Annotated in this window: 19 protein-coding genes; 6 read left to right on the top strand and 13 right to left on the bottom strand. The window is 72.0% G+C overall.

From position 1 onward, the window contains the following. Positions 1-12 precede the first annotated feature (12 nt). Positions 13-828, bottom strand: coding sequence for an aminotransferase class IV family protein (locus ABD830_RS28845; protein WP_344993994.1), 816 nt, complete (start codon positions 826-828; stop codon positions 13-15). 168 nt (positions 829-996) lie between these two features. Between ABD830_RS28845 and ABD830_RS28840 the strand changes: the two genes are divergently transcribed. Then, the gene (locus ABD830_RS28840) at positions 997-1,869 is read left to right on the top strand and encodes a helix-turn-helix transcriptional regulator (RefSeq protein ID WP_344993991.1); all 873 of its coding nucleotides are present in this window, start codon (positions 997-999) and stop codon (positions 1,867-1,869) included. Between the two features lie 25 nt (positions 1,870-1,894). Here ABD830_RS28840 and ABD830_RS28835 read toward each other — a convergent pair whose 3' ends face one another. The 5 genes from ABD830_RS28835 to ABD830_RS28815 all read right to left on the bottom strand — a co-directional run bounded on the left by ABD830_RS28835 (position 1,895) and on the right by ABD830_RS28815 (position 6,945). Next, on the bottom strand, positions 1,895-2,368 hold the full coding sequence (locus ABD830_RS28835) for a CBS domain-containing protein (RefSeq protein WP_344993989.1): 474 nt from the start codon (positions 2,366-2,368) through the stop codon (positions 1,895-1,897). A 63-nt stretch (positions 2,369-2,431) separates the two neighbouring features. Continuing rightward, positions 2,432-3,535 (bottom strand): carboxylate-amine ligase, encoded by a 1,104-nt coding sequence (locus ABD830_RS28830; protein WP_344993986.1) that lies wholly within the window; start codon positions 3,533-3,535, stop codon positions 2,432-2,434. Positions 3,536-3,617: 82 nt separating this feature from the next. Then, positions 3,618-5,177 (bottom strand): pyruvate, phosphate dikinase, encoded by a 1,560-nt coding sequence (locus ABD830_RS28825; protein ID WP_344993984.1) that lies wholly within the window; start codon positions 5,175-5,177, stop codon positions 3,618-3,620. Beyond that, positions 5,174-5,851: a transcriptional regulator gene (locus tag ABD830_RS28820; RefSeq protein ID WP_344993981.1), complete on the bottom strand. Its 678-nt coding sequence runs from the start codon at positions 5,849-5,851 to the stop codon at positions 5,174-5,176. The genes ABD830_RS28825 and ABD830_RS28820 overlap by 4 nt, the downstream gene beginning before the upstream one ends. Next, positions 5,848-6,945, bottom strand: a complete 1,098-nt coding sequence (locus ABD830_RS28815; protein ID WP_344993979.1) for a TetR/AcrR family transcriptional regulator — start codon at positions 6,943-6,945, stop codon at positions 5,848-5,850. The genes ABD830_RS28820 and ABD830_RS28815 overlap by 4 nt, the downstream gene beginning before the upstream one ends. Positions 6,946-7,082: 137 nt before the next feature. Here ABD830_RS28815 and ABD830_RS28810 point away from each other — a divergent pair, with 137 nt between their 5' ends. Next, entirely contained in the window at positions 7,083-7,490 is a 408-nt protein-coding gene (locus ABD830_RS28810; RefSeq protein ID WP_344993976.1) for a pyridoxamine 5'-phosphate oxidase family protein, read from the top strand. Between the two features lie 21 nt (positions 7,491-7,511). Here the strand turns inward: ABD830_RS28810 and ABD830_RS28805 are convergent, their stop codons facing one another. After that, positions 7,512-9,218 carry a sensor histidine kinase gene (locus ABD830_RS28805; protein WP_344993973.1) on the bottom strand — a complete coding sequence of 569 codons (1,707 nt, stop codon included), beginning with the start codon at positions 9,216-9,218 and terminating at the stop codon, positions 7,512-7,514. Positions 9,219-9,288: 70 nt separating this feature from the next. Between ABD830_RS28805 and ABD830_RS28800 the strand changes: the two genes are divergently transcribed. Then, entirely contained in the window at positions 9,289-9,930 is a 642-nt protein-coding gene (locus tag ABD830_RS28800; protein ID WP_344993971.1) for a response regulator transcription factor, read from the top strand. A 17-nt stretch (positions 9,931-9,947) separates the two neighbouring features. Here the strand turns inward: ABD830_RS28800 and ABD830_RS28795 are convergent, their stop codons facing one another. Both ABD830_RS28795 and ABD830_RS28790 read right to left on the bottom strand, forming a co-directional pair. Beyond that, on the bottom strand, positions 9,948-10,604 hold the full coding sequence (locus tag ABD830_RS28795; RefSeq protein WP_344993968.1) for a CBS domain-containing protein: 657 nt from the start codon (positions 10,602-10,604) through the stop codon (positions 9,948-9,950). Between the two features lie 15 nt (positions 10,605-10,619). Further along, positions 10,620-11,270 (bottom strand): DUF305 domain-containing protein, encoded by a 651-nt coding sequence (locus ABD830_RS28790; protein ID WP_344993966.1) that lies wholly within the window; start codon positions 11,268-11,270, stop codon positions 10,620-10,622. 277 nt (positions 11,271-11,547) lie between these two features. Here ABD830_RS28790 and ABD830_RS28785 point away from each other — a divergent pair, with 277 nt between their 5' ends. Together ABD830_RS28785 and ABD830_RS28780 are read left to right on the top strand one after the other, a co-directional pair. Continuing rightward, entirely contained in the window at positions 11,548-14,721 is a 3,174-nt protein-coding gene (locus ABD830_RS28785) for an AfsR/SARP family transcriptional regulator (protein WP_344993963.1), read from the top strand. 132 nt (positions 14,722-14,853) lie between these two features. Next, positions 14,854-17,148, top strand: a complete 2,295-nt coding sequence (locus tag ABD830_RS28780; protein WP_344993960.1) for an AfsR/SARP family transcriptional regulator — start codon at positions 14,854-14,856, stop codon at positions 17,146-17,148. Between the two features lie 26 nt (positions 17,149-17,174). Here the strand turns inward: ABD830_RS28780 and ABD830_RS28775 are convergent, their stop codons facing one another. The 4 genes from ABD830_RS28775 to ABD830_RS28760 all read right to left on the bottom strand — a co-directional run bounded on the left by ABD830_RS28775 (position 17,175) and on the right by ABD830_RS28760 (position 22,130). Beyond that, positions 17,175-18,236: an ABC transporter permease gene (locus ABD830_RS28775; protein WP_344993957.1), complete on the bottom strand. Its 1,062-nt coding sequence runs from the start codon at positions 18,234-18,236 to the stop codon at positions 17,175-17,177. Next, a complete protein-coding gene (locus ABD830_RS28770; protein ID WP_344993954.1) occupies positions 18,229-19,779 on the bottom strand; it encodes a sugar ABC transporter ATP-binding protein in 1,551 nt (516 codons plus the stop codon). The genes ABD830_RS28775 and ABD830_RS28770 overlap by 8 nt, the downstream gene beginning before the upstream one ends. Further along, positions 19,776-20,813: an ABC transporter substrate-binding protein gene (locus tag ABD830_RS28765; RefSeq protein ID WP_344993951.1), complete on the bottom strand. Its 1,038-nt coding sequence runs from the start codon at positions 20,811-20,813 to the stop codon at positions 19,776-19,778. Before ABD830_RS28765 ends, ABD830_RS28770 begins: the two co-directional genes overlap by 4 nt. A 114-nt stretch (positions 20,814-20,927) precedes the next feature. Continuing rightward, positions 20,928-22,130 carry an NsdA family TPR-like regulatory protein gene (locus ABD830_RS28760; RefSeq protein WP_344993948.1) on the bottom strand — a complete coding sequence of 401 codons (1,203 nt, stop codon included), beginning with the start codon at positions 22,128-22,130 and terminating at the stop codon, positions 20,928-20,930. 212 nt (positions 22,131-22,342) lie between these two features. On the opposite strand from ABD830_RS28760, the gene ppk2 reads away from it, so the two are divergent. After that, positions 22,343-23,242: a polyphosphate kinase 2 gene (ppk2, locus tag ABD830_RS28755; protein ID WP_344993945.1), complete on the top strand. Its 900-nt coding sequence runs from the start codon at positions 22,343-22,345 to the stop codon at positions 23,240-23,242. Positions 23,243-23,246: the final 4 nt, after the last annotated feature.

Below are 23,246 nucleotides of genomic sequence, written 5' to 3'. Positions count from 1 at the left end.
CGGGCCAGGAGCTCACGGCGAGGTGAGCGGCTCGGCCTGGTAGGCGCGGTGCAGCAGCTCGACGAAGGACGGCGCCTCAGGCAGGGCCACAGCGCCGATCCGGTGTACCGCCACTCCCGGCGTCCATGAGTTCATGACCACGGCCCCGGCCAGAGCCGGCAGGTCGGACAGGGTGATCTCCTGGTCCCGCTGCGGGATGCCCAGGCGATCCAGCCGCCGGCGGACGACGGTCATCGTGATCCCGCTCAGCATCTCGGCCACGGGCCACACCACCGAGGCGCCGTCCCAGAAGGCCAGGTTCCAGATCGACGCCTCGCTGAGCCGGCCCCGGCGGTCCACGAAGGCGGCGTCGTCGAAGCCTTCTCCGGCGGCCTGGCGGAGGAAATAGGTCTTGGCCACCTCGCCGACGTGCTTCACGGCCGGGAGCATCCGCTCGTGCTCGACCGCCGCCAGCGCCAGCGGCCCCTCCGGGCCGGAGGCGGCGGGTCCGGTACGGACGAGCACCTCCGGCTCGGCATCGTCCCCGGCCACGGTGAACTCCCCCGCCGGTGAGTACACCGTGGCCGTCAGCGAGAGGTCGGCCGGGCCGTCCTCCAGGGCAGCCCGCAGATAGGACCGCATGCGGTCGTCGGGCAACGCCCGGCCGAACAGCTCCACCGAGGCGAGCCGCAGCCGCTCCAGATGGAGGTCCAGGCCCCGGATCCGGCCGCCACGCACCTGCATGGCGGTGAAGTGGGCGTAGCCCGCGAAGGCGAGCGGCGCCAGCTCCCCGGCGGCCACCGCCCGGCCGTTGCGTTGCACGACAGAAGAGGCGGCAACAGTGCTCATCGAAGTCTTCCCTCAGATCGTGGTCAGGTGGGGGTGCCATGCACGAGCCTGCCGCGGCGAGGCGGGGTGTTCCCAGAGCCCTGCTCCGCGTACGACCGGTGGTCCTACTACTGCCAGGGTCAGGCTCGTACGCACTCCACATGCCGACGATGGGGGACAATGGGCGATATGTGTTCTATGCCCGGCCTGCAGGGAGCGGACCCGGGCGGCGAGCAGCCGTTCGATCCGCGCGCCGAGATCGGCGCGTTCCTGCGCAGCCGCCGGGCCCGGCTGACGCCAGAGGCTGTCGGGCTGCCGGTCTTCGGGCGGCACCGAAGGGTGCCGGGGCTGCGCCGCGAGGAGCTGGCCCAGCTCGCCGGCGTGTCGGTCGCCTATCTGACCCGGCTCGAGCAGGGCCGGGGCAACAACGTGTCGGACGAGGTCGTCGGTGCGATCGCGCGGGCCCTGCGGCTGACGGACGCCGAGCACACGCACCTCACGCACCTGGTCAAGTGCCAGCACCGCAAGCAGTACTCGCCGCCCCACCAGCAGGTACGCCCCGAGCTCCGGCAGCTGCTGGCCTCCATGGACGGGGTGCCCGCGTACGTGACAGGGCCGCGCTCGGACATCCTGGCCTGGAACCGGATGGCGGCGGCCCTGTTCGGCGACTGGGACCGGCTGCCGTCCCGGGAGCGCAACTGGGCCCGGCTGGTGTTCCTGCGGCCCGATCATCGCCACCTGTTCGCGGACTGGGAGTCCAAGGCCACCGACGTCGTCGGAGCCCTGCGCCTGTACGCGGGCTGCTATCCGGACGATCCGCAGCTGTCGGCGCTCGTGGACGAGCTGTCGGCGCGGAGCGAGGAGTTCCGCCGGCTGTGGGCCAGGCACGACGTCAAGGAGACCAACCACGGCGTCCAGCGCCTGCGTCATCCGCTGGCGGGTGAGTTCACCCTCTCCTTCGAGTCGTTGCGGCTGCCCGATGACCCCGAACACGCCCTGACTGTCTACCACGCCCCATCCGGCTCCGCCGCGGCGGAGAACCTGAGGCTACTGGCCGGCTGAGGCAAGAGCGGCTTCGTCAGGCGCCTCACGGCGAGGACGTCGGAGGCAGGACGGGCTCGAGGTGGAACATCCCGGTGACCATCTCACCGGCTCCTTCGACCGGCCGGACACGTCCGGCGACGGCCGCCAGCACGTCACAGGCGGTGACCAGGCCGACCAGCCCGCCCCCGTCGACCACCGGCAGGGCGTCGCACCCGGCGTCCAGCATCGTCCCCGCCACCCTGGCCAGCGGGGTGCCCGGCCGGACCACCGGTCTGCGCTCGCGCCGCAGCAGCGCCCGCACCTGGCGGCCGGACTGCTCCTCCGGCCCGCCCGACCAGGACGCCGCCACCTGCTCCCGCGTCAGAATGCCCAGCACGCGCCGCCCGTCGACGACCGGCAGGTGATGCACGTCGGCGCGGCGCATCAGCTCCCAGGCCATCAACGGCGACTCGTCCGGCTTGACCGCCACCAGGACACGGCTCATCACCTGCCCGGCGGTCAATGATTCGACGGTCATGTCCCCTCCTTCGCGACAAGCCGCCACCTGCGTATCCCCACATATCGGCTCCTACCCGCACACTCAAGCCTGTGTCGCCTCGGCGAGCAGCTGGGCGAAGCGCCGGGGTGAGCCCGCCTGGGCCCACATCGTCCGCTGCCTGGCCGCACCCGTCCCTCGGAGGGCGAGGCCCTGCAGGAGCAGGGCGATCGGTTCGGGCTCGGGCAGGCGCGGCAGGAGGATCTCCAGCAGGTCACGGTGCGGCATGACGCGCGAGGTGTACGGGTCGACGGCGAGCGCGTCGAGGCCGTGGCGGGCGGCGGCGTTCAGCTCGGCGACGATCCGCCTGTCGCTCAGCGTGGGAACGGGCACGCCGCGGGCCACGTCGGCGATGGCCAGGGCGACGAGCGCCCGTGCCATGGCCGCCATCAGGAGGGTGTCCTCGACCGAGAGGCAGGTGTCCATGACGCGCAGCTCCACCGTCGGATAGCGCGGTGACAGGCGGGCGTGGAAGTACACGCTCCGCTCGTCCATGGCACGGCCGCGGCGGATCAGGCGGCACACGGCGGCGTCGTAGTCGGCCGCCGATCGCCAGACGCGGGGAGGCGCCGCCGTCGGCCAGCGGCTCCACTGCCGGTGGCGGCGGCTGACCCAGCCCGTGTCGCCGCCGTCGGCGATGGGCGAGTTGGCGCTGAGCGCCAGAAGCGTGGCCAGATAGGGCCGGAGCCGGGTGAGGATCTGCACGCCGAGCTCGCGGGAGGGGATGCCGACGTGTACGTGGCAGCCGCAGGTGCAGGAGCTCGCGACCAGGGAGCCGTGTCGGGCGGCCAGTTCGCGGTAGCGGGCGTCGGCCGTGAGGGCGGACAGGCCGGGCGCCTGCCGGGGGGCGATGCCGCAGGCGACCAGGTGGCAGCCGAGCTCCTCCGCCGCGCGCGAGGCGAGCGCCCGGTGGCGGGACAGCTCCTCCGCCACCTGCGCCAGGTCCGTGCACACACCGGTGACTGTCTCGAGCTGGTAGCGCATGGCCTCGGCTTTGATGCACGGGTCGCCGTCGAACAGCGCCAGGATCGCCGGCGCGGCGAGAGCCGGACGGCCTTCGGCGTGGTCCAGCAGCAGGAACTCCTCCTCCACCCCCACCGTCAGCGTCCGGGGACGCGCCGCCGGGATGGTCGTGCCGTACCCGCTCATCGCAACCTCCCCCGAAGCGATGACCCGCTCATCTAAGAGTCGCGCTTGGACGGCGTCCTAGGCAAGTCCGCAAAACGCCTGCTCAGTGGGCCCTTCTGAGGCGTTCTGCGGCGCTTCCGGGTGAGCGGTCGCCCGAGACGGCGTCGGCCCATTCGAGCAGGCGGTCCAGGTGCGGATCGGACGCCGCCGTGACGATGCGGGGGCTGCCGGCAGCGACCTCTCCGCCGGTCCCGTCGATGGTGACGAGCGTGCCCTCCGGGATGGCCCGCCCGCCGGCTCGCACGCGGGCGGCGGCCACGTCAACCTCGAGGTCCGCCGCTCCCACCACGGCGGGTCTGCCCATGGACCTGGCGACGACGGCGGCGTGGCTGGCCGGTCCGCCGCGTGCGGTGACGACGCCCGCGGCGGCGGCCAGGCCGTGCAGGTCGAGCGGGGAGGTTTCGGGGCGCACCAGGATGACCGGACCCTCGGCGGCCATCCGGGCGGCTGTGTCCGCGGTGGTCGCCACCCTGCCGGTCGCGACGCCCGGGCACGCGCCCACCCCTCGGGTGAGGAGGTCGAGCACGCCGGACGGGTCGATCCGGGGCGTGCGTACCTGGTCGAGCTGCCGTGGGGAGACGCGGAGCAGCGCCTCGCGGCGATCGATGACGCCCTCGTCGGCCAGGTCGACCGCGACGCGGACGGCGGCCCGCCCGGCGAGGCCGCCGGGCCGCACCTGCAGGATCCACAGCCGGCCCGCCTCGAAGGTGAACTCCACGTGGCACGCGTCGCGGTAGTGCCCCTCGACCCGGGACAGGGCCGCCAGGAGACCGGCCCACACCGCCGGCTCCCTGCCGGCCAGTTCGGCCAGCGGCCGGGTGATCGTCCGCCCCGAGACGACGTCCTCGCCCTGGCGGCCGAACAGGACCTCGCCGTACGGGACCCGCTCACCGGTGTTGGGGTCGCGGCTGAACGCGACGCCACTGCCGCTGTGGTCGCCGCGATTGCCGAACACCATGGCCTGCACGGTGACGGCCGTGCCCAGGTCGTGCGGGATCTCGTGCAGCTCGCGGTAGGTCCGGGCGCGCGGCGTGTCCCATGACGCCAGCACGGCCCCGACAGCCAGCTCCAGCTGCCGCGCCGGATCGTCGAGGACCGCGTGGCCGGCTCGTTCGCGGATGAGGGCCTCGAACTCGCCGATCCCTCCGGCCCCGCGGGCAGCCGGGTCCACGCCGAGGACCGTGGCGGCGAAGCCGGACAGGAACCGCAGGCGCGAGTCGAGCGCGAACCGCTGATCGCCCGTCTCGGCCGCCAGCCCCTCCGCGGCCTCGGCGGTGAGACCGAGGTTGAGGATCGTGCTCATCATGCCGGGCATCGACACGCTGGCGCCCGAGCGAACCGACACCGCCAGCGGCCGCTCGGCCCCGCCCAGGCGCCGCCCCGTGGCGGCCTCGAGCTCGGAGACGGCGGCCGCCAGCTCGGCGCCGAGACCGTCGGGAAACCGCCCGTCGCGGAGGAAGGCGCGGCAGGCCCCGGTGCCGATGACGAACCCCGGAGGCACGGGCAGCCCGAGACGTCGCAGGACGACCAGGCCGTACGCCTTCCCGCCGAGCACGGCCGCGCTCCCGCCGGTCTCCGGCGACAGGGGATGGATCCACGTCATCGCGGGATGCCCAGGGTGACCAGCAGATCTTCGTGCAGCTGGAACCAGACCGTGTGGTACGAGGCCATGCTGTCGGTCACGTACTCCGGCTCGCCGGCCTTGACGCGGGTGAGCGCGCCGGTGAGCCGGACCCGATACCGCCGGAACCGAGGCATCGCCGCGGCCAGGCCCGCGAGGACGGCGTCGGCGCGCCGGTCGAAATCGGTCAGCCGGTCCAGAACCCGGGAGTCGTAAGCGATGTCGGTGTGGTCGTTGAGCGTCAGGACACCGCCGGCTGACCGTGTCTGCCAGGCGCCGCAGAGGTCGAGCAGCTCGACGTTGAGCGGGAGGAAGGCGTCGTACGCCGCCGCCACCGCGGCCCGGGCCCCGGCCGCGTCCAGTTCGGCGGAGATCCGCTCGGCGTCCGCGGCGCGGCCGGCCTCGGTGAGACCCCAGCCGCCGAAGTCTCCCGGCGTGTGCGTGACCAGGCCGGCCACGGCGAGATCGATCAGCTCGGATTCGGCGTCGGCCTCGGGGAGCCCGCTCGCCTCGGCCACGCGAGCGAGAACGGTGAACCCCATGCAGCGCAGGGTGTGGAGCACCAGCAAGTCGGTGCTGGTCGGATGCGGCACGTCGGCAGGCCCTTCCTGTCGGTCGTCTCTGACGTCGGTGACATGCCGGGCGGCGCGGGTCATCGCCCGGCCTTCCCGGGTTCTGTCCTGGCCGCGCCGCCCGAGGTCGCCGCCGCGTGGGCGGCGCCTCGCCCCGAGGCCCGGGCGACGATCCTGCCGGACTGGACGCGTACCGCCGCCTCGGTGGCGTCGTCGGCGTCGGGGATGCCGACGGCCGAGGCGACGGTGGCGCGCTCGTCGAGGACGAGGCGGAGGTCCGGACAGGCGTCCGGGGTGAACACGCGGCGCAGGCATCCGGCGAGGTCGCCGATCCTGAGCCGGACGAGACGTCCGAGCTCGGCGGGGTCGCCGGTCACGACGACCACGGTGACGCGGTCGCCCGGACGGGCGGCGCGGACGGCCTCCTCGGCCGCCTCCAGCCGGCCGGTGCCGAGGACCGCGATCACCCCGTCGGCGTCGAACCCGGTCCGCCGCCCGGTGATCTGGTCCGTCAGCTCGGCGGGCGGCTCCCACACGTCCTGGACGGGCCGCGCGGGGGCGATGTACGGCAGGTGCGGCGGGTCCCATGCGTCGGCGAGGTCGAGCGCGGCCAGATGCCGGCAGGCGCCTGCCACGTCGAAGGGGTCGCCGAAGCCGGGCGCCGTGTCGGCCAGGTGGCCGGCGCCGGTCAACAGCGTGAGAACCAGCTCGGCCAGCCGCACCCGCCGCGGGTGGCAAGGCAGGCGTGACTCCAGCGCGCGGGCGAGCAGCAGCGCCTCCAGCCGGGCGATCTGGGCCAGCGCGGCGCGGCCCGGCCCGTCGTCGAACACCCCGGCCAGCGAGCGTAGCTGCAGCTTCCCACCTGCGGGGGTGTCGCCGGTCAACGGCAGCCGTTCGAGCCAGACGCGGGCGAACGCGCCCAACGCCTCGGCCAGGTCCGGCGGTGGCGTCGCCTCCGCCGCGTCCGTGCGCTCGATCGAGTCGGTCAGGACGGCCAGGTAGAGCGCGCGTTTGCTCGGGAAGTTCGAGTAGACGGCGCCCCGGGTCAGCTCGGCGCGCTCCGCGATCCGGTCGACCTTGGCGTCGGCGTAGCCGCGCTCGGCGAACTCCTCCCTCGCCGCGGCCAGCACGGCCGCGCGGGTGCGTTCCTGTTGCTGCGCCCGGGTCAGTCTGACCATCGCGCTCCCTTCCTCGGCCCCGATACAGACAGGATACAGCTAACATCCTGATGTTCTCGTCATCTGAGTTCTCGTGCACCTGACCTCAGGACTTTCGCCTCTAACGCTGACGGGCTCCGAGCAGAGATGGTGAGGGTATGCAGGTCGACTCGTCCGGACTTCAGGTGCTCTCGCGCGCGGAGTGCCTCGACCTGCTGTCCACGGCACCGATCGGGCGGATCGTGTTCACCGATCAGGCTCTGCCGGCCGTGCAGCCGGTCAACTTCCATCTCGACGGCCATTCCATCGTGATCCGCACCTCGACCGGATCGAAGCTGGCCGCCGCCACCAGAAGAGCCGTGGTGGCGTTCGAGGCCGACGAATTCGATCTCGAGCGGCGTACCGGCTGGTCTGTCACCGCGGTAGGGCTCGCGCGGGCCGTGACGGACCCGACCGAGCGCGACCGGCTGGCGGAGCTGCCGCTGACGACCTGGGCGCCGGGCAACCGGGACCACTACATCGTGGTCGAGGCCGAGCAGGTGTCCGGCCGCCGCATCGCCGACTGAGCCGGCCTCACAGCGCCGGCCTCACAGCGCCGGCCTCACAAGGGGGACCTGCCAGCACAGCCGGGTGCCGCCCTGTTCGGAGACGGCGAACCCCGCGGTGCCGCCCAAGCAGGCGGCCCGGTCCTCCACGTTGCGCAGGCCGCTGCGGCGTCCGGTCTCTCCCAGGCCGACGCCGTTGTCCGTGACCATGAGGACGAGTTCGGCATCGGCGGCCTGGACGAGAACGTCGGCGCGGGTCGCGCGGGAATGGCGGACCACGTTGGACAGGGCCTCGCGCAGGACGGCCAGCAGGTGCTCGGCGACCGGCTCGGGCACCAGGGTATCGATCTGCCCTTCCATGCGCAGGCCCGGCATGAATCCCAGGTGGCCGGCGGCGCCCTCCACGAGCGCCACGATCTGCCCGCGCAGGCTGGCTGCGGCCTGGGCGGAGCCCTGCAGCGCGAAGATGGACGAACGGATCTGCCGGATCGTCTCGTCCAGCTCGTCGATCGCGTGCTGGACCCGTTTGGCCGCCTCCGGCCGCTCCACCAGCCGGATCGTGCTCATCAGCGTCATCGCCGTCGCGAACAGGCGCTGGATGACCACGTCGTGCAGATCTCGGGCGATGCGGTCGCGGTCCTCCAGCAGGCCCAGCCGTTCGGCGTCCCGGCGCGCGTCGGCCAGCTCCAACGCGATCGCCGCCTGGCAGGCGAACGCCTGCAGCATCTGCTGATCCGCGTCGCTGAACGGCAACCGCCCGGTCCGCTTGGCCAGCACCAGCACCCCGCGCACGCTCGACACGTTCCCGAACGGCACCATCAGCACCGGCCCGTACCCCAGCCGCCGCAGCGGCGATCCGGGACGCGGGGCGCTCTGCATGTCCGCGTCGGACATCGGCTCGCCCTCGGTGAACACATGGCCCGCGAGCGTCTCCGACACCACGAAGACGGCGCCGAACAGCTCCTCCGCGCCCTCGCCCGCCGCGAACTCCACGATCAGCGACTGCCTCGACGGCTCGGGCATGAGCACCTCGACCAGGTCCGCGTCGGTCATCTCGCGGGCGCAGGTCGCCACCAGGTTCACCACCTGGTCCTGGTCGGCACCGGACAGCAGGCTCGTGCTCACGTCGGACGACGCCTGCAGCCAGGTCTCACGCCGCCGCGACTCCTCGTACAGACGGGCGTTGTCCACGGCGACACCGGCAGCGGAGGCCAGCGCTATCACGATGGCCTCGTCCTCCTCGTCGAACTCGCCGCCGCCGCGCTTCTCGGTCAGGTAAAGGTTTCCGAAAACCTCTTCCCGCACCCGGATCGGGACGCCGAGGAAGGAGCCCATGGGCGGATGGCCCTGCGGGAAGCCGTACGACTCCGAATGTTCGGCGATGCGGCCGCACCTGAGCGGCCGCGCATCCTTGATCAGCATGCCGATCAGGCCCAGGCCGCGCGGCCAGTGCTCGATCCTGGCGATCTCCTCCTCGGTCAGCCCCACCGGGATGAACTGGATGAGCGTGTTCTCCTTGCCGATCACGCCGAGCGCACCGTAGCTGGCGTCCACCAGCTTCGTCGCGGTCTCCGTGATGCGGCGCAGCACGGCCTCCAGGCTGAGCTCGCCGCCCACCGTCACGATCGCCTCGAGCAGCGCGTGCACCCGGTCCCGCGTGGCCAGCACGGCATTGAGCCGCATCTGCAGCTCGGCCAGCAGCTCATCGAGCCGCATCTGCGGCATCAACGGGTGACGCTCGCTCTCCACATCTCTCAGTGTCGCACCTGACCTGCGGCGATGCCCATCTCCGGTGCCTGGGTCGGATAGCGTCGTACATATGATTCGTGTGTTCCTCGTCGACGACCATGAGGTCGTGCGACGGGGTGTCGCGGCGCTGCTGGGGGCCGAGGAGGACATCGAGGTGATCGGCGAGGCCGGCACGGCCGAGTCGGCGATCGCCCGTCTCCCCGCGTTGCGGCCCGACGTGGCGATCCTGGACGTGCGCCTGCCGGACGGCAGCGGCGTGGACGTGTGCCGGGAGGCCCGCTCCCGGATGCCGGGGCTCGCGTGCCTGATGCTGACCTCGTTCGCGGACGACGACGCGCTGTTCGACGCGGTGATGGCCGGCGCCTCCGGCTACGTGCTCAAGCAGATCCACGGCTCCGACCTGGTCGACGCGGTACGCACGGTCGCCTCGGGCCAGTCGCTGCTCGACCCGCAGACCACCGCCGCCATGCTGCAGCGCCTGCGCGACCAGGCGGCCAGGAAGGACCCGCTCGCCACGCTGTCGGAGCAGGAAAAGCACATTCTCGACCTGATCGGCGAGGGGCTGACCAACCGGCAGATCGGCGAGCGGATGTTCCTGGCGGAGAAGACGGTCAAGAACTACGTGTCCAACCTGCTGGCCAAGCTCAACATGCAGCGCCGCACCCAGGCGGCGGCCCTGGCGGCGCGGTTGCGGGACGGCCGCCAGAAGTGACACCGGGCCGGCGGCGCCTACGTTCCCGAGGGGGCGCTCAGGAGATCGTCCTTGTCGAAGGTCACCACGGACCTCACGTCCACGACGCCCTCGACCGCCCGGATCCGTTCCGCCAAGGCGATGGCCTGTGATCTCCACTCCACCGCGCCGCTGACCGTCACCACGCCCTGGTCGATCTCGACGGCGAACGCCTCCGGGTCCGGAAGCACCTGCCTGACCTCCGCCTCCAGCTCACCCACCGGACGGATGAAGACCCGCAGCACGTCACGCTGGTGCAGCGTGCCGACGATCCGCCCCGAGACCTCGTCGACCACCGGCAGCTGCCTGATGCGCCTGACGTGCATCAGCCGGGCCGCCTCCCGCACCAACGTGCCCGGCGTGACCGTGATCGCCGGCGAGCTCATGAGCTCAGCCGCCGTCACACCCGCCGCCTTCTGATGCTCCTGCCGCTCCCTGCCCGACTCGTACATCGACACGCAGTGCCGTACCGTGTCGGTCTCCTTGAGCAGAAGATCGTCCTCGGACACCACACCCACGGGCCGCCGATCCCCGTCGATCACCGTGACCGCACCCACCGCGAACCGCCCCATCGCCTCCACGATCTCCACGAACGAGGCATCCATCAGCACGGCGATGGCCACCCGGCCCATGACATCTTTGACCTCGACCGACATGACATCCTCCTCGGCTCAGCTCTGCATCTCGCAGGGCATGGCCCAGCCGCCGAACCGGTCGGCCAGGTCCCGCTGCATCCGGAAAACCTCGGCACGCTGGGCATCGCGCGCCCTGACAGCGAACGCGGCGACCTCCTGATGCCGGGCCCGCCCGGACGTCAGCAACTGCTGGGACATCACGACCCCCGCCATCTGGTGGTCGGTCATGTCACACAGGAACGCCTCGTCCAGCGCGTCGCCCGACAGCCTGGACAGATCGCGGATCATCGGGGGGTAGCCGGTCTCCGTGCCCGAACGGCCCGGATACCACTGGTCCAGCCAGGCCTTCAGCGTGCCGAGCTCGGCGCTCTGCGTCTTCGTGATCGAGGCCCCGAGCGCACGCATCCTGGGCCGGTCCGAGCGCTGCAGCTGCCGGGCCGCCGCCACCGCCTCGTGATGGTTGGCCATCATACGGGCCAGGTAGTCGGCCTCATCGCTCACGTTCGCGTCGCGCATGGGCCGGTAAGGCGCCGTCATGCCCCGCTCGACCGGCGCGGCGCCCTGCTGCCCGGACGTGATCTGTGTGACCTGCTGCACCACGTCGGTGGCCGCGACGGTGGCGCCGGTCACCGCCACGGTCGCCAGCGCCGAGCCGGCCGCGATCCTCGCCACTGTCGACCGTTTCATGGCCGGCCCCCAACGCTCTTTCCCCCGATTGCACTTTCCGCTGCCTTCAAGACTGAAGGGGGCCGCGGTGCGGGGACAGGGCCGCAGGACCCTCATGACCAGGACCAACGTCCTTTGCCGATAGGGCCGAAGCGCCTGCCTCTCGGGTCGGATCGGCCCCGCGGCGCTCGGATGCCAGGGACATCGAGCTGCCTATCCACTCCAGCAGCGCGGTCCGCGACCGACTTTCCTCCCTGAATGCCCACCCGAGCGGTTGATGATCGCTTAAAGTCCCGTTATGTCGAGAACGACCCACGGCTTCCGGATCTTGGGCGGCGTGAAGGTCATGATCGAGACAACGGAGATCCTGCTGCCGCCCCAGCAGCGGACGGTGCTGGCGGTGCTGCTGCTGAACGCCGGCGTCCCGGTGTCGGCCGACTATCTGGCGGACGTCTTGTGGGGCGAGGCCGTACCCGATACGTACCGCTCCAGGATCCGCATGCTGATCGCCAAGCTGCGGGCCGCGTGCGGCAGCGCGCTGATCACCACCAGCGATCGCGGCTACATCCTCCACGTGGGACCTGGCGAGCTTGACTCCGAGGTGTTCGCCGACCTCGTGGGTCAGGCGCGGCGCGCCACCGCGGAGTACGCCCTGCCCCTCTATGAGAAGGCACTCGCCCTGTGGGGCGGCCCACCGCTGCCGGAGATCGACCACCCGTTCGCCGAGGCCGCGGTCGCGCGGCTCCGGGAGCTGCACGCCACCGCGGTCGAGGAGCGGGCGGAGCTGATGCTGGCCCAGGGGCGACCGGCCGAGGTCGTCACAGAACTGCGGGCCGTCGTCGTCGCCCACCCCTCCAGAGAGCGTCCGCACGCTCAGCTCATGCGGGCCCTGGCCGAGACCGGCAGGACGGCCGAGGCCCTGGACGTCTACCACAGGCTCCGCGACCACCTGCGCGAGGAGCTCGGCACGGAGCCGGCCCCTTCGCTCCGCGAGCTGCACGGCCGGCTGCTGCGCGCGAAGTCGTCGGCGGCGCCGGCCAGGCCCCGCCAGCTGCCGTTCGCTCCCGGCCGGCTGCTCGACCGGCAGGCCGAGCTCGACCGGCTCACCCTGATCAGCGAGGGAGCGGCCAGAACGGTCGCCATCGTCGGCCCCGCGGGCATCGGCAAGACGAGCCTGGCGCTGCACTGGGCGCACGAACACGCGGACCTGTTCCCCGACGGGCAGCTCTTCCTCGACCTGCATGGCTTCGACCAGGGCCCGGCCACCGCAGATCCACTCGCGCGGCTGCTCATCGCCCTGGGGCACCTGGCTCAGGACGTGCCGGTGGACCCGCAGGCGCAGCTCTCGCTCTACCGATCGTCGCTGGCCGGACGCCGGATGCTCATCGTGCTGGACAACGCGGCCGGCTCCGCGCAGGTGCGGCCCCTGCTGCCTGGCGAGCCGAGCTGCCTGACGCTCGTCACGAGCCGCGATCGGCTCACCGGCCTGGTGGCGCTGGAGGGGGCGCAGCGCGTCGCGCTGGACGGCCTGCCTCCTGAGTCCTCCCTTGAACTCCTGGCGAGCACCGCCGGCCGCGGCAGGATCGACGCCGAACCGGACGCCGCCGCCGAACTGGTCCGCCTGTGCGGGCAACTGCCGCTCGCGCTCCGGGTCGCCGGCGCCCGCCTGGCCGATCATCCGCACCTGACGATCGCCGGCTACGTGAAGCAGCTGACGGAGCACGGACGGCTGACGGGGCTGCACATCGAGGGGGACGAGGGCGCGGCCGTGCGTCAGGCGCTGTCGCTGTCGTACCAGGCGCTCTCCCCGGCGGCCCGCAGGATGTTCCGCCTGATGAACCTGGTCCCCGGTGACGGCATCACCACCCGCGCGGCGGCGGCCCTCGCCGACGTGGGCGTCGCCGAGGCGGAAGCCCTGCTGAACGCCCTCACCCGGGTCCACCTGGCCACCGAGACGGGCGCGGGCCGCTACACCTGCCACGACCTGGTGGCGGAGTTCGCGCGCGAGTCGGGCACCACGGAGGACGACCGCGCCGCCGTCCTCCGCCTGCTGGAGTTCTACCTGCACAGCGTCGCCGCGGTGGCGGACGTGGCCTACTCCCGCCCGGTCGACCTGCTCGACGATGCACCGGGCGAGAGTGGGCCGCCCGCCGTACGCTTCGACTCCCCCAAGGACGCGGACGCGTGGCTCACGAGCGAGTGGGTGAACGTCACCGCGGCCATCGAGCACGCCGCCGAACTGCGGATGGACGGGATCGTCTGGCGGCTCGCGCATGCCATGCGCGCCGTGCTCTACCGCAAGCGCTGGCTGCCCGTCTGGCTGCGCCTGACCCGGCTCGGGCTCGCGAGCGCGCAGCGGGACCGCGACGTGCTCGGCGAGGCCGCCATGCGCCTGTCACTCGGCCTGGCGCACGTCTGCACCGGCGACTACCGGCTCTCGGCCGAGGAACTGGGCCGCGCGACAGCCTCCTGCCGCAAGGCCGGATGGCGAAGCGGCGAAGCGGACGCCCTCCGCGCCGAAGGCACGGCGCTCGCCCTGGTCGGCTCGTCCAGGCAGGCCGTCACCAAGACGCGCCACGCGTTGCGGATCTACGAGTCGATCGGCGACAGGGGGCGCCAGGCCTCCAGCGTCAACAACCTCGGCGTGATGCTGCGCCAGCTGGGGAAGCTGGCGGACGCGGAGGAGTGCCTGGAACGGGCGATCGTCATGGCCGAGGAGATCGGCCCCAAGGAGCTGCACGCCCTGACGCTGGTCGGGCTCGGGATGGTCCGGCAGGAGCAGGGGCGGCTCGGCGAGGCCCTGCCCATTCTGCGGCGCGCGCTGAGGCTCGGCTCGTCGGCCGGGATGGTGTACGGGCAGGTGACGGCGCTGGAGGGGATAGCCGCCGTGCACGCCGACGCCGAGCGGCACCTGCAGGCGCTGCTGGCCAGAAGGGAGATGCTCGCCCTGGCCAGACAGATCGAGGACCACGGTCATGAGGTCCTCGCCCTCATCGGCCTGGCACGCGCGGAGCTCTGCCTCGGGCAGCCGGCCGGTGACCGGCTACGGGCCGCCTGGCGCCAGGCCGAGGACCTCGGTCACCGCCAGGGCGGCGTCGAGGCCGCGCTCGCTCTGTCGGAGCTGGCCTCCCGTGAGGGCCGCTACCGGGAGGCCCGCGCCCACGCCGGGTCCGCGCTGCGCAGGGCGGCTCAGGGATGGGTCCTGAGCGTGGGCAGGGCGCGGATCGCGCTGGCCGTCGCCGATCTCGGCGAGCGCGAGTACGACCAGTGCGTCAGGCAGTGCGAGCTGGCGGTGCGCACCTTGGCCCGCACCGGTCAGCGGCTCGACCTGGCCCGTGCGCTGATCGTCCTGGGGCGGGCACGCGAGCGGACGGGTAACGCGCGCGGCGCCCGTTCCGCCCGGCGGCGGGCGCAGGCGGTGCTGGCCGAGCTCGGCGCGCCCGCGCAGCACGGCGTACTCGCCGGACTCTGAGCGTCCCGCGGCGGCCCGTCGTGTCCGCATATCGGCCGTCTTGTGAGCATGCGCCCCGTATGCGGCTGTGCCGGAAGGTGGCCAGCGGTCGCTGTTCGGGTTGATCACGAGCGGGAGCACGGTTTGACTAAAGTGACCTTCGGTATCTTGGGGCCGGTATGCGTCCGCGTGGGCGGGACGCAGTCCATCGAGTTGAGCGGCAAGCAGAGCGTGGTCCTGGCCAGTCTGCTGCTCAACGTCAACACCACGGTGTCCAAGGACCGGCTGATCGCCGCACTGTGGGACAAACCTCCTCATTCGGCGGTCTCCAACCTGCACACGTACGTCGGGCAGCTGCGAAAGTCGCTGCCGACGGGGACCCGCCTCCTCACCAAGGGCTCCGGCTACCTGCTGCAGGCCGGAACGGAGGAGGTCGATCTGCTCACGTTCGACCAGGAGGTACGGCTGGCCCGGCTGGAGGCCGAAAGGGGCGAGACCGAGTCCGCGGTCGAGCGGTTCAAGCACGCGCTGGCGCTGTGGCGCGGGCGGCCCGCCGAGGGCATCCCGCTGAGGGACGACCTGCTCGCCGGCCTCGCCGAGGTGGAGGAGTGGCGCACGCAGGCGCGCCTCGACTACGCGGAGCTGAAACTCCGTCTGGGGCACTCGCAAGAGGTCACCGGTGATCTCCGCCGCCTGCTGACCGAGCAGCCGCTGCGGGAGAGAACGTGGTATCTCCTCATGCTGGCGTACGCGCGCGCCGGGCAGCGGGACAAGGCGCTGGACGCCTACCGTCAGGCCCGCGACGTGCTCGTGGAGGAGCTGGGCGTCGAACCCGGGGAGGACCTCAAACGCCTGCAGGCCATGATCCTCGGCGGCAACCTGCCGTCCATCACGTCCGGGCCGCAGGGCAGGGGCATCTGCCAGTTGCCGCCGGACATCGCCGACTTCGCCGGCAGGCAAGCGGAGCTGTCGTCCGCGATCGAGGCGCTCTGCCCGGGCCGGCAGCGGGCGACGGCGTCCGAGGGCGCCGTGAGGACGACGCCGACGTTGCCCCTGTGCGTGATCTCAGGCCAGGCGGGGGCGGGCAAGACCGCCCTGGCCGTCCACGTCGCCCACCGCCTCCGGCGGGACTTCCCCGACGGGCAGCTGTACATCACCCTGCGCGGCGAGGACAACCGTCCCACAGCCCCGGAGGAGGCGCTGGGCCGGCTCCTGCGCATGCTGGGGATCGACGGCGCCGCCGTCCCGGCGGGGCTGGAGGAGCGGGCGGAACTGTACCGCGGCCGGCTGGCCAACCGGCGCTACCTGGTGGTGCTCGACGACGCGGCGGACGAAGGACAGCTCACCCCGCTGCTGCCGGGCACGCCGGGGTGCGCGGTCCTGATCACCAGCAGGCGCCGCCTGACCGCCCTGCCCGCGGCGCGGATGATCGATCTGCCGCTGATGCCGCCCGGTGAGGCGCTCGAACTCCTGCGGAGCCTCATCGGCCCCGAGCGGGCGGCCGGAGCCCCGGGCGAGGCCGGCACGCTCGTGCGGTTGTGCGGTGGCCTGCCGCTGGCGGTACGGATCGCCGGCGCCCAGCTCGCGGCCCGGCCGCATTGGGGGCTGGACCAGCTGGTCACCAGGCTGAGCGACAGCCGCGGCCGCCTACGCCGGCTCACCCACGGCTCCCTGTCGGTCCGGGACGGCCTCGCCGTGGGCCTCCAGGAGCTGAACCCGCCGGCACGGAGGCTGTTCCGCCTGCTCGGCCTGCTGGAGGCCCCCGACTTCGCCGCCTGGGCCGCCGCCGCCCTGCTCGACCTGCCGCACACCGAGGCCGAGGACCTGATCGAGCAGCTGGTGGACGTCCGCCTCCTCGACGTCGCCGGCCGTGACCGGACGGGGCAGACGCGCTTCCGCTTCCACGACCTGACGCGCGCGTACGCGCGAGAATGCGCCGAGGCCGACGAGCCCGAGGACGAACGTCTCGCCGCGGTGCGACGCGCCTTGAGCGCCTGGCTCGCCCTCACCCGCCAGGCGCACCTCCGGTGGTGCGGCGGAGACCACCCCGTACAGCGGGCCCGCAGCGTCCTCTGGTCGCCCGGTTCTGAGACAGCCGAACGCCTCGTACGGGACCCGCTCGCCTGGGTGGACTCCGAACGAGCGGGCATCGTGGCGGCGGTCAGCCAGAGCGCGGCGCTGGGCGCGTACGAGCTGTGCTGGGAACTCGCCTCCGCCGCCACGCACCTGTTCGAGACCCGCGGCCGCTACGACGAATGGCGCACCACGCACGAGATCGCCCTGCGCAGCGCGCATGCGTCCGGCGACAGCCTCGGGCAGGCGATGATGCTCAACGGGCTCGCCCGCCTGCGCCTCGCCCGCGTCGACCATGCGCCGGCACGCTACGAGCCGGCGACCGGCGACCTGGCGCCGGCCGCCGGTCTGGGCACGGAGATCACCGTCATGTGAGGCACCGGCCGGAGAAGGCGCCTGGGTCAGCCGCCCGCGGCCGACCGGCGGGTGTTCAGCTGGTCGAACCCGACCGCGACGAGGATGAGCACGCCGATGGCGATCTGGAGGTAGAAGGCGTTGATCGCCAGGAGGTTGCCGCCGTTGTTGAGCACGCCCATGATCAGCGCTCCGGTGGCGGCGCCGATCGCGCTGCCTTTCGCGCCGAAGAGGCTGGCGCCGCCGATGACGCAGGCGGCGATCGCGCTGAGCTCGAAGCCGGTGCCGGCGGTGGGGATGCCCGCTCCCAGGCGGGAGGCGAGCAGCACCCCGCCGAGGCCGGCGAGCAGGCCCGAGATCATGTAGACCGAGATCGTCACCATGCGGACGGGGACGCCGGCGAGGCGGGCCGACTCCGGGATGGAGCCGACGGCGTAGATGTAGCGGCCGAAGACCGTCCGGGTGAGCACGAACCACACCACGGCGGTGACCACGGCGGCGATGATGAGCAGGTTCGGGATGCCCAGGACCGTGCCGTTGGCGATGGTCTGGAACGCGTCCGGCACACCCTGGATGGTCTGCGCGTCGGTGCTGAGCAGGACCATTCCGCGGGCGATGCCGAGCATGCCCAGGGTCGCGATGAACGGCGGCAGCAGGGCCCGGGTCACCAGCAGGCCGTTGACGATCCCGAGCCCGGTGCCGATCCCCACGCCGAGCAGGATCGACGGCACGATCGGCACGCCGGCGACCAGGAACTGCGCGGTGGAGGCTCCTGCCAGGCCGAGGACCGACCCGACCGACAGGTCGATCCCGGCCGTCAGGATGACCAGGAGCTGGCCGACCGCGATGATCGCGAAGATGGCGACCTGGCGGGCGAGGTTGGCCAGGTTGTTGCCGGTGAGGAATTCGTCGCTGGCGAGCGTGAGGGCGCCGATCGCCACGAGCAGCACGACCAGGCCGCCGCTCTCCCGTCCGGCGATGTCCCCGAGCGTGATGACCCGGGGCCTCGCGCCGGGCGCCTGCGCCGCCGCGTCGTCCGCCGCGCCGCCGGGCGGCCTGCTGGTGATCGTCGTGGTCTCGATCGGCTCACGCCAGATCAGCCTAGGCATCTCGGCCCGTCCCTCCCTGATCGCCCGGAGGAGCGGCCGGGGGCTCGCCGCCTCCGCTGCCGCTCGCCAGGCGCAGCACGTCCTCCTCGGTGGCGGACCCGGGCAGCTCGCCCGCGACCGCCCCGTCCCGCAGCACCAGGATGCGATCGGCGAGTCCCAGCAGCTCGGGGAGGTACGACGACACCACGATGATCCCCAGCCCGCTCGCCGCCAGGTCACCGATGACGGTGTAGAGCTCGCCCTTGGCCCCGACGTCGATGCCCTTCGTGGGCTCGTCGAACATCAGCACCTTCGGCTTGGTGAGCAGCCATCGGGCGAGCAGCACCTTCTGCTGGTTGCCGCCGGACAGCGTCGAGACCGGCTGGTCGTACGAACCGGCGCGCAGCCGCAGGCTGTCGAGCAGCCGGTCGGCCTCCTCGGCCTGTTCGCGGCCGGGCAGGAGACCACGGCGGGAGCCGCTGCGCAGGCTCGCGATGGTGACGTTCTCCCGGATCGACAGCTCCGGCAGCAGCCCCAGCACCTTGCGGTCCTCGGTGAGGAGCCCCACCCCGGCGTTCATCATCGCGCGCGGTCCGGACGGTTTCACCGGCCTGCCCGCGACCTCCAGCTGCCCGGCCACGATGGGAGCGGCGCCGAAGACGGACAGCAGCAGCCCGCTCCGTCCCGCCCCCAGCAGTCCCCCGATGCCGAGGATCTCCCCGGCCCCGACGTGCAGGTCGATGCTCGGCGAGCGGTCGAACCGGCGCAGCCCCCGGACCCGCAGCGCGGGCGTTCCCGCGTGCCGGTGGGTCTCCGGATACAGGGAGCTGATCTCCCGGCCGACCATGGCGGTGATCAGCCGGTCCTCGTCGTAGTCGCTGATCGGCCCGGCCTCGGACAGGCCCCCGTCCCGCAGGACGGTCACCCAGTCGCCGATCTCGAACATCTCCTCAAGCCGGTGGGTCACGTAGAGCATCGCCAGGCCGCGCTCGCGCAGCCGCAGGATGTGCTGGAGCAGCCGCTCCGACTCCGCCTCGGTGAGCGCCGTGGTCGGCTCGTCGAAGACGATCACTTTGACGGACTCCGCGGTCAGCACCTTGGCGATCTCCACGAGCTGGCGCGTGGCCGCCGGGAGCCGTTCGACGATCGCCTGCGGGCTGAGCTCCGTCAGGCCGATCTCGTCGAGGGCCTTCCTGGCCTGGGACTGCAGCCGGCTCCTGGCGATGATCCCGGTGCGGGCCGGAAGGCGGCCCATGAACAGGTTCTCCGCGACCGACAGGTGGGGCAGCAGGCTGAGCTCCTGGTAGACGGCCTGGACACCGGCCGTACGGAGTGATGCCGGGGTCGGCGCGGTGACCGGCCGGCCGTCGATCTCGTAGCTGCCGCTGTCGCGGCGCAGCGCGCCCGTCAGCACCCGGATCAGGGTCGACTTGCCCGCGCCGTTCTCCCCGGCGAGGCAGTGCACCTGGCCGGGCAGCAGGCGGAGCGAGACGTCGCTGAGCGCCTGGACGGAGCCGAACGCCTTGGAGACGCCGCGCAGCTCGACGACCGGACGCGCCATCATCCCGCCTTCATCGTCGGCGGGTTGAGCAGCTGCTTCACATCGGGCGCTGTCATGTTCTCCGTGTCGGCCACGACCGCCCCTGGATCGATGTCACGCGGCGGGATGCGCTCGACCGTGGCCATCCCGGCCGCGAGCACGCCCTGGTAGCCGAAGAAGTAGGGGTTCTGCACCACGAGCGCGTCGATGGTGCCGGCGGCCAGCGCGGCGTTCTCCTGCGGGTCGGAGTCGAACGCCACGACGGGCACCGTCGCGGTGGCGTGGTTGTCCTGGATCGCCCGGGCCGCGCCGACACCCGAGGTGTTGTTGTCGGCGAACACCCCCGCCAGGCTCGGGTCGGCGGTCAGCGCGTCGTTGACCTGCGACGCCGCGGTGTTGATGTCGTTGTTGTTGTAGCGCTGCAGCGCCACCTTGACCTGCGGGCAGTTGTTCGCGATGCCCTGCTTGAAGCCGGCGTCCCGATCGACGAGTGACTGGATGCCGGCCACGGACGATTCGATCATGACGCTGCCGCTCGTCTTGTTCTGCGCCTTGAGCAGCTCGCACATGCGCTTGCCCGCCTGCGTCCCGGCCTTGACGTTGTCGGTGCCGATGAACCCCTCCGAGGCCGTGGTCACGCGGCTGTCCACGGTGATGACCTTGAGGCCCGCCTTGCGTGCCCGGTCGATCGCCGAGTTCAGGGCGCTGGAGGAGTTGGGCGCGATGACGAGCCCGTCCACGCCTCGGGAGATGGAGTTCTCCACCAGCTGCACCTGCTGGTCGATGTTGGTCTCGGACGTCGGGCCGAAGGTGCTCACGTGGAGACCGAAGTCCCCGCCCGCCTGCTTCGCGCCGGCGATCATCGTCTGCCAGAACGAGGAGTCGCTCGCCTTGATGATCACGTCGATCTTCTTGCCGCTCGCCGCCCCTGCCGAGCCGCCGCCCTCCGGCCGTCCGGCCGAGTTCGTCGCCCGGCCGCCCACCACGCCGAGCACCAGCGCCACCAGCGCGATGGCCGCGACCAGCGAGAGCGAGAAGACGATACGGGAACGGGCCATGACTCTTCATTCAGCAAGAAGCTCGAAACGGTTGGTCCCTTCAGCAAAGCTCCGGACGTTACTGGTTGGAACCAATAACGGGAAAAGAACTCATTACCCAGGTCCGGGTGGCGGCTACAGCAGGATGCGCCGGTGCCGCACGTCCTGGTGCGGAACCTGGACCCTGGCGAGCTCCCGCAGCGCCCGCGACGCGCCGCTCTGCCGGGCCAGAGCGAGGGCCTGACGGGCCGTCTCGGCCCACCGCTCCCCTTCATGGGCGTCGGCGTACGCGTGGGCCATGCGGGCCATGGCGTAGGCGATGGCGTACGTCGGCTGCGCCTTCGGCGGCTCCTGTTCCAGGATCTCGATCGCGCCGCCGGCCTGCCCGAGATCGATGAGGCACCCGGCGCAGAGCGCGTGGCGCGCTTCTGCCGAGCTGTCGAACCGGTAGGGCGTGTCGTCGCCCGGCTCCTCCAGCGACTGCGCCGACTCCTCCAGGCGGCGATGGCACATGTCCACGTCCCCGGCGAGGGCGTGACCCTGCGCTTCGTGATGCCGTGACAGGGCGTCCACCCGCGGCGGGAGTTCGGCGCGTTCGCGGGCGGCGACGGCGAGATCGACGAGCCGGCCGGGAGCACCGGCGGTGTCGGAGAGACCGCCCCGCTGGGCCAGCGTGTACGCCTCCAGCGGCGCGTCCGCCGCCTCACGGGCGTCACGGATGGCCTCGTCCGACCACGCCAGCGCCCCGTCAGGGTCACCCGCCTCGTGGTACATGCGGCTGATCAGCTCCGCGTTCTCCGCGGCGAGCCCCAGGAGGGCCGGCCTGACGGACGGACCGGCGTCGCGGTGGAACTCCTCGATCCCGGCGAAGACCGGCTGCAGCACGTTGATCACGTCGGCGGGCCGCAGATCGGTCCGGCTGTAGGCGTCGAGTACGGTCCTGAAGTAACGCACCGTTTCCTCGTCGGCCCGCTGGGGCGCCTCGATCGCCCGGCCGGTGCGCTCCTCCTCCTCTGCCGGGAACATGCCCGACTGCAGCGGGATGCCCGTGAGGTAGTGCCACAGCGTGGTGCCGGCCGCGTCCCCGACGAACAGGTCCCCCTCCCCCAGGCCGAACGTCCGGCAGAGCAACTCCGCGTGCGACTCGTCCGGCCGCCGCTCGCCGGTCTCCCAGAGGTGGATCAGCGAGCTGAGCGCCTCCGGCGCGGGCAGCTGATCACGCGACGTCTCGTCCGCCGCGTCGTCCAGGCGCCTTCCCAGCTCCCGGCGGCTCCACAGCCGCGCGCGGCGCAGGACCCGCAGCCGGGCGGCCCAGATCGGAACATCGATGTCAACCATTGGAGTTCCCCTCACGTCCAAGTGGTTTATCCCTATTGTCCGCTTTCTGGGGTCGTCCCGTCAGCCCCGCATCGGTAGATCAGCCGAAGGCGGGGGCCGGCCCCGTCGTCCGGTGTCCGCTCGGGGTTCACGGCCGGTTCATCGTCCCGCAGTTCCACTGACGATCTGGCGGGTACGGGGGGCCGAAGCACGAGAGAGGCGAGGCGGTTGACGTGGATGAGGTGTTCCTTCTGGACTCGACGCCGGGCCTGCTGGTGGACGACAGCGACGACGACGATCCCGTACTGCTGCGCCCCGACGGCACCCGGGTCGACACCTGGCGCGAGCACTACCCGTACCAGGAACGCCTGGGGCGGGAGCAGTACCAGCAGTACAAGCGGCTGCTGCAGATCGAGCTGCTCAAGCTGCAGTACTGGGTCAAGGAGAACGGCGAGCGGCTGGTCATCCTCTTCGAGGGCCGCGACGCGGCGGGCAAGGGCGGCACGATCAAGCGTTTCATGGAGCACCTCAATCCCCGCGGCGCCACCGTGGTCGCGCTGGAGAAGCCGTCAGAGCGCGAACGTACCCAGTGGTACCTGCAGCGCTACATCGCCCATCTGCCCGCGGCCGGGGAGATCGTCCTGTTCGACCGCTCCTGGTACAACCGGGCCGGGGTCGAGCGGGTGATGGGCTTCTGCACCGAAGCCGAATGGCGGGAGTTCATGCTGCAGGCCCCGCAGTTCGAACGGGCGCTGGTGCGCGACGGCATCCACCTGGTCAAGCTCTGGTTCTCGGTGACCCGCTCCGAACAGCGCACCCGCTTCATCATCCGCCAGGTCGACCCCGTGCGGCAGTGGAAGCTGTCCCCGATGGACCTGGCCTCGCTCGACAGATGGGACGACTACACCGCCGCCAAGGAGGACATGTTCCTCAACACCGACATGCCTGAGGCGCCCTGGACCGTCATCAAGAGCAACGACAAGAAGCGGGGACGGCTGGAGGCGATGCGCCACGTGCTCAGCCTGTTCGAGTACGACAACAAGGACCACGAGGTGGTCGGCACGCCCGACCCGCTCATCGTCAGATCGGCCTCGGACATCTACGACGAGGACCACACCGGGCTGCCCGACTGACCCG

Source organism: Nonomuraea helvata (genome assembly GCF_039535785.1).
In the GTDB taxonomy this organism is placed as follows: Bacteria; Actinomycetota; Actinomycetes; order Streptosporangiales; family Streptosporangiaceae; genus Nonomuraea; species Nonomuraea helvata.
The sequence above is the reverse complement of the archived record's forward strand: the minus strand, read 5'-3'. Positions and strand labels throughout refer to the sequence as shown.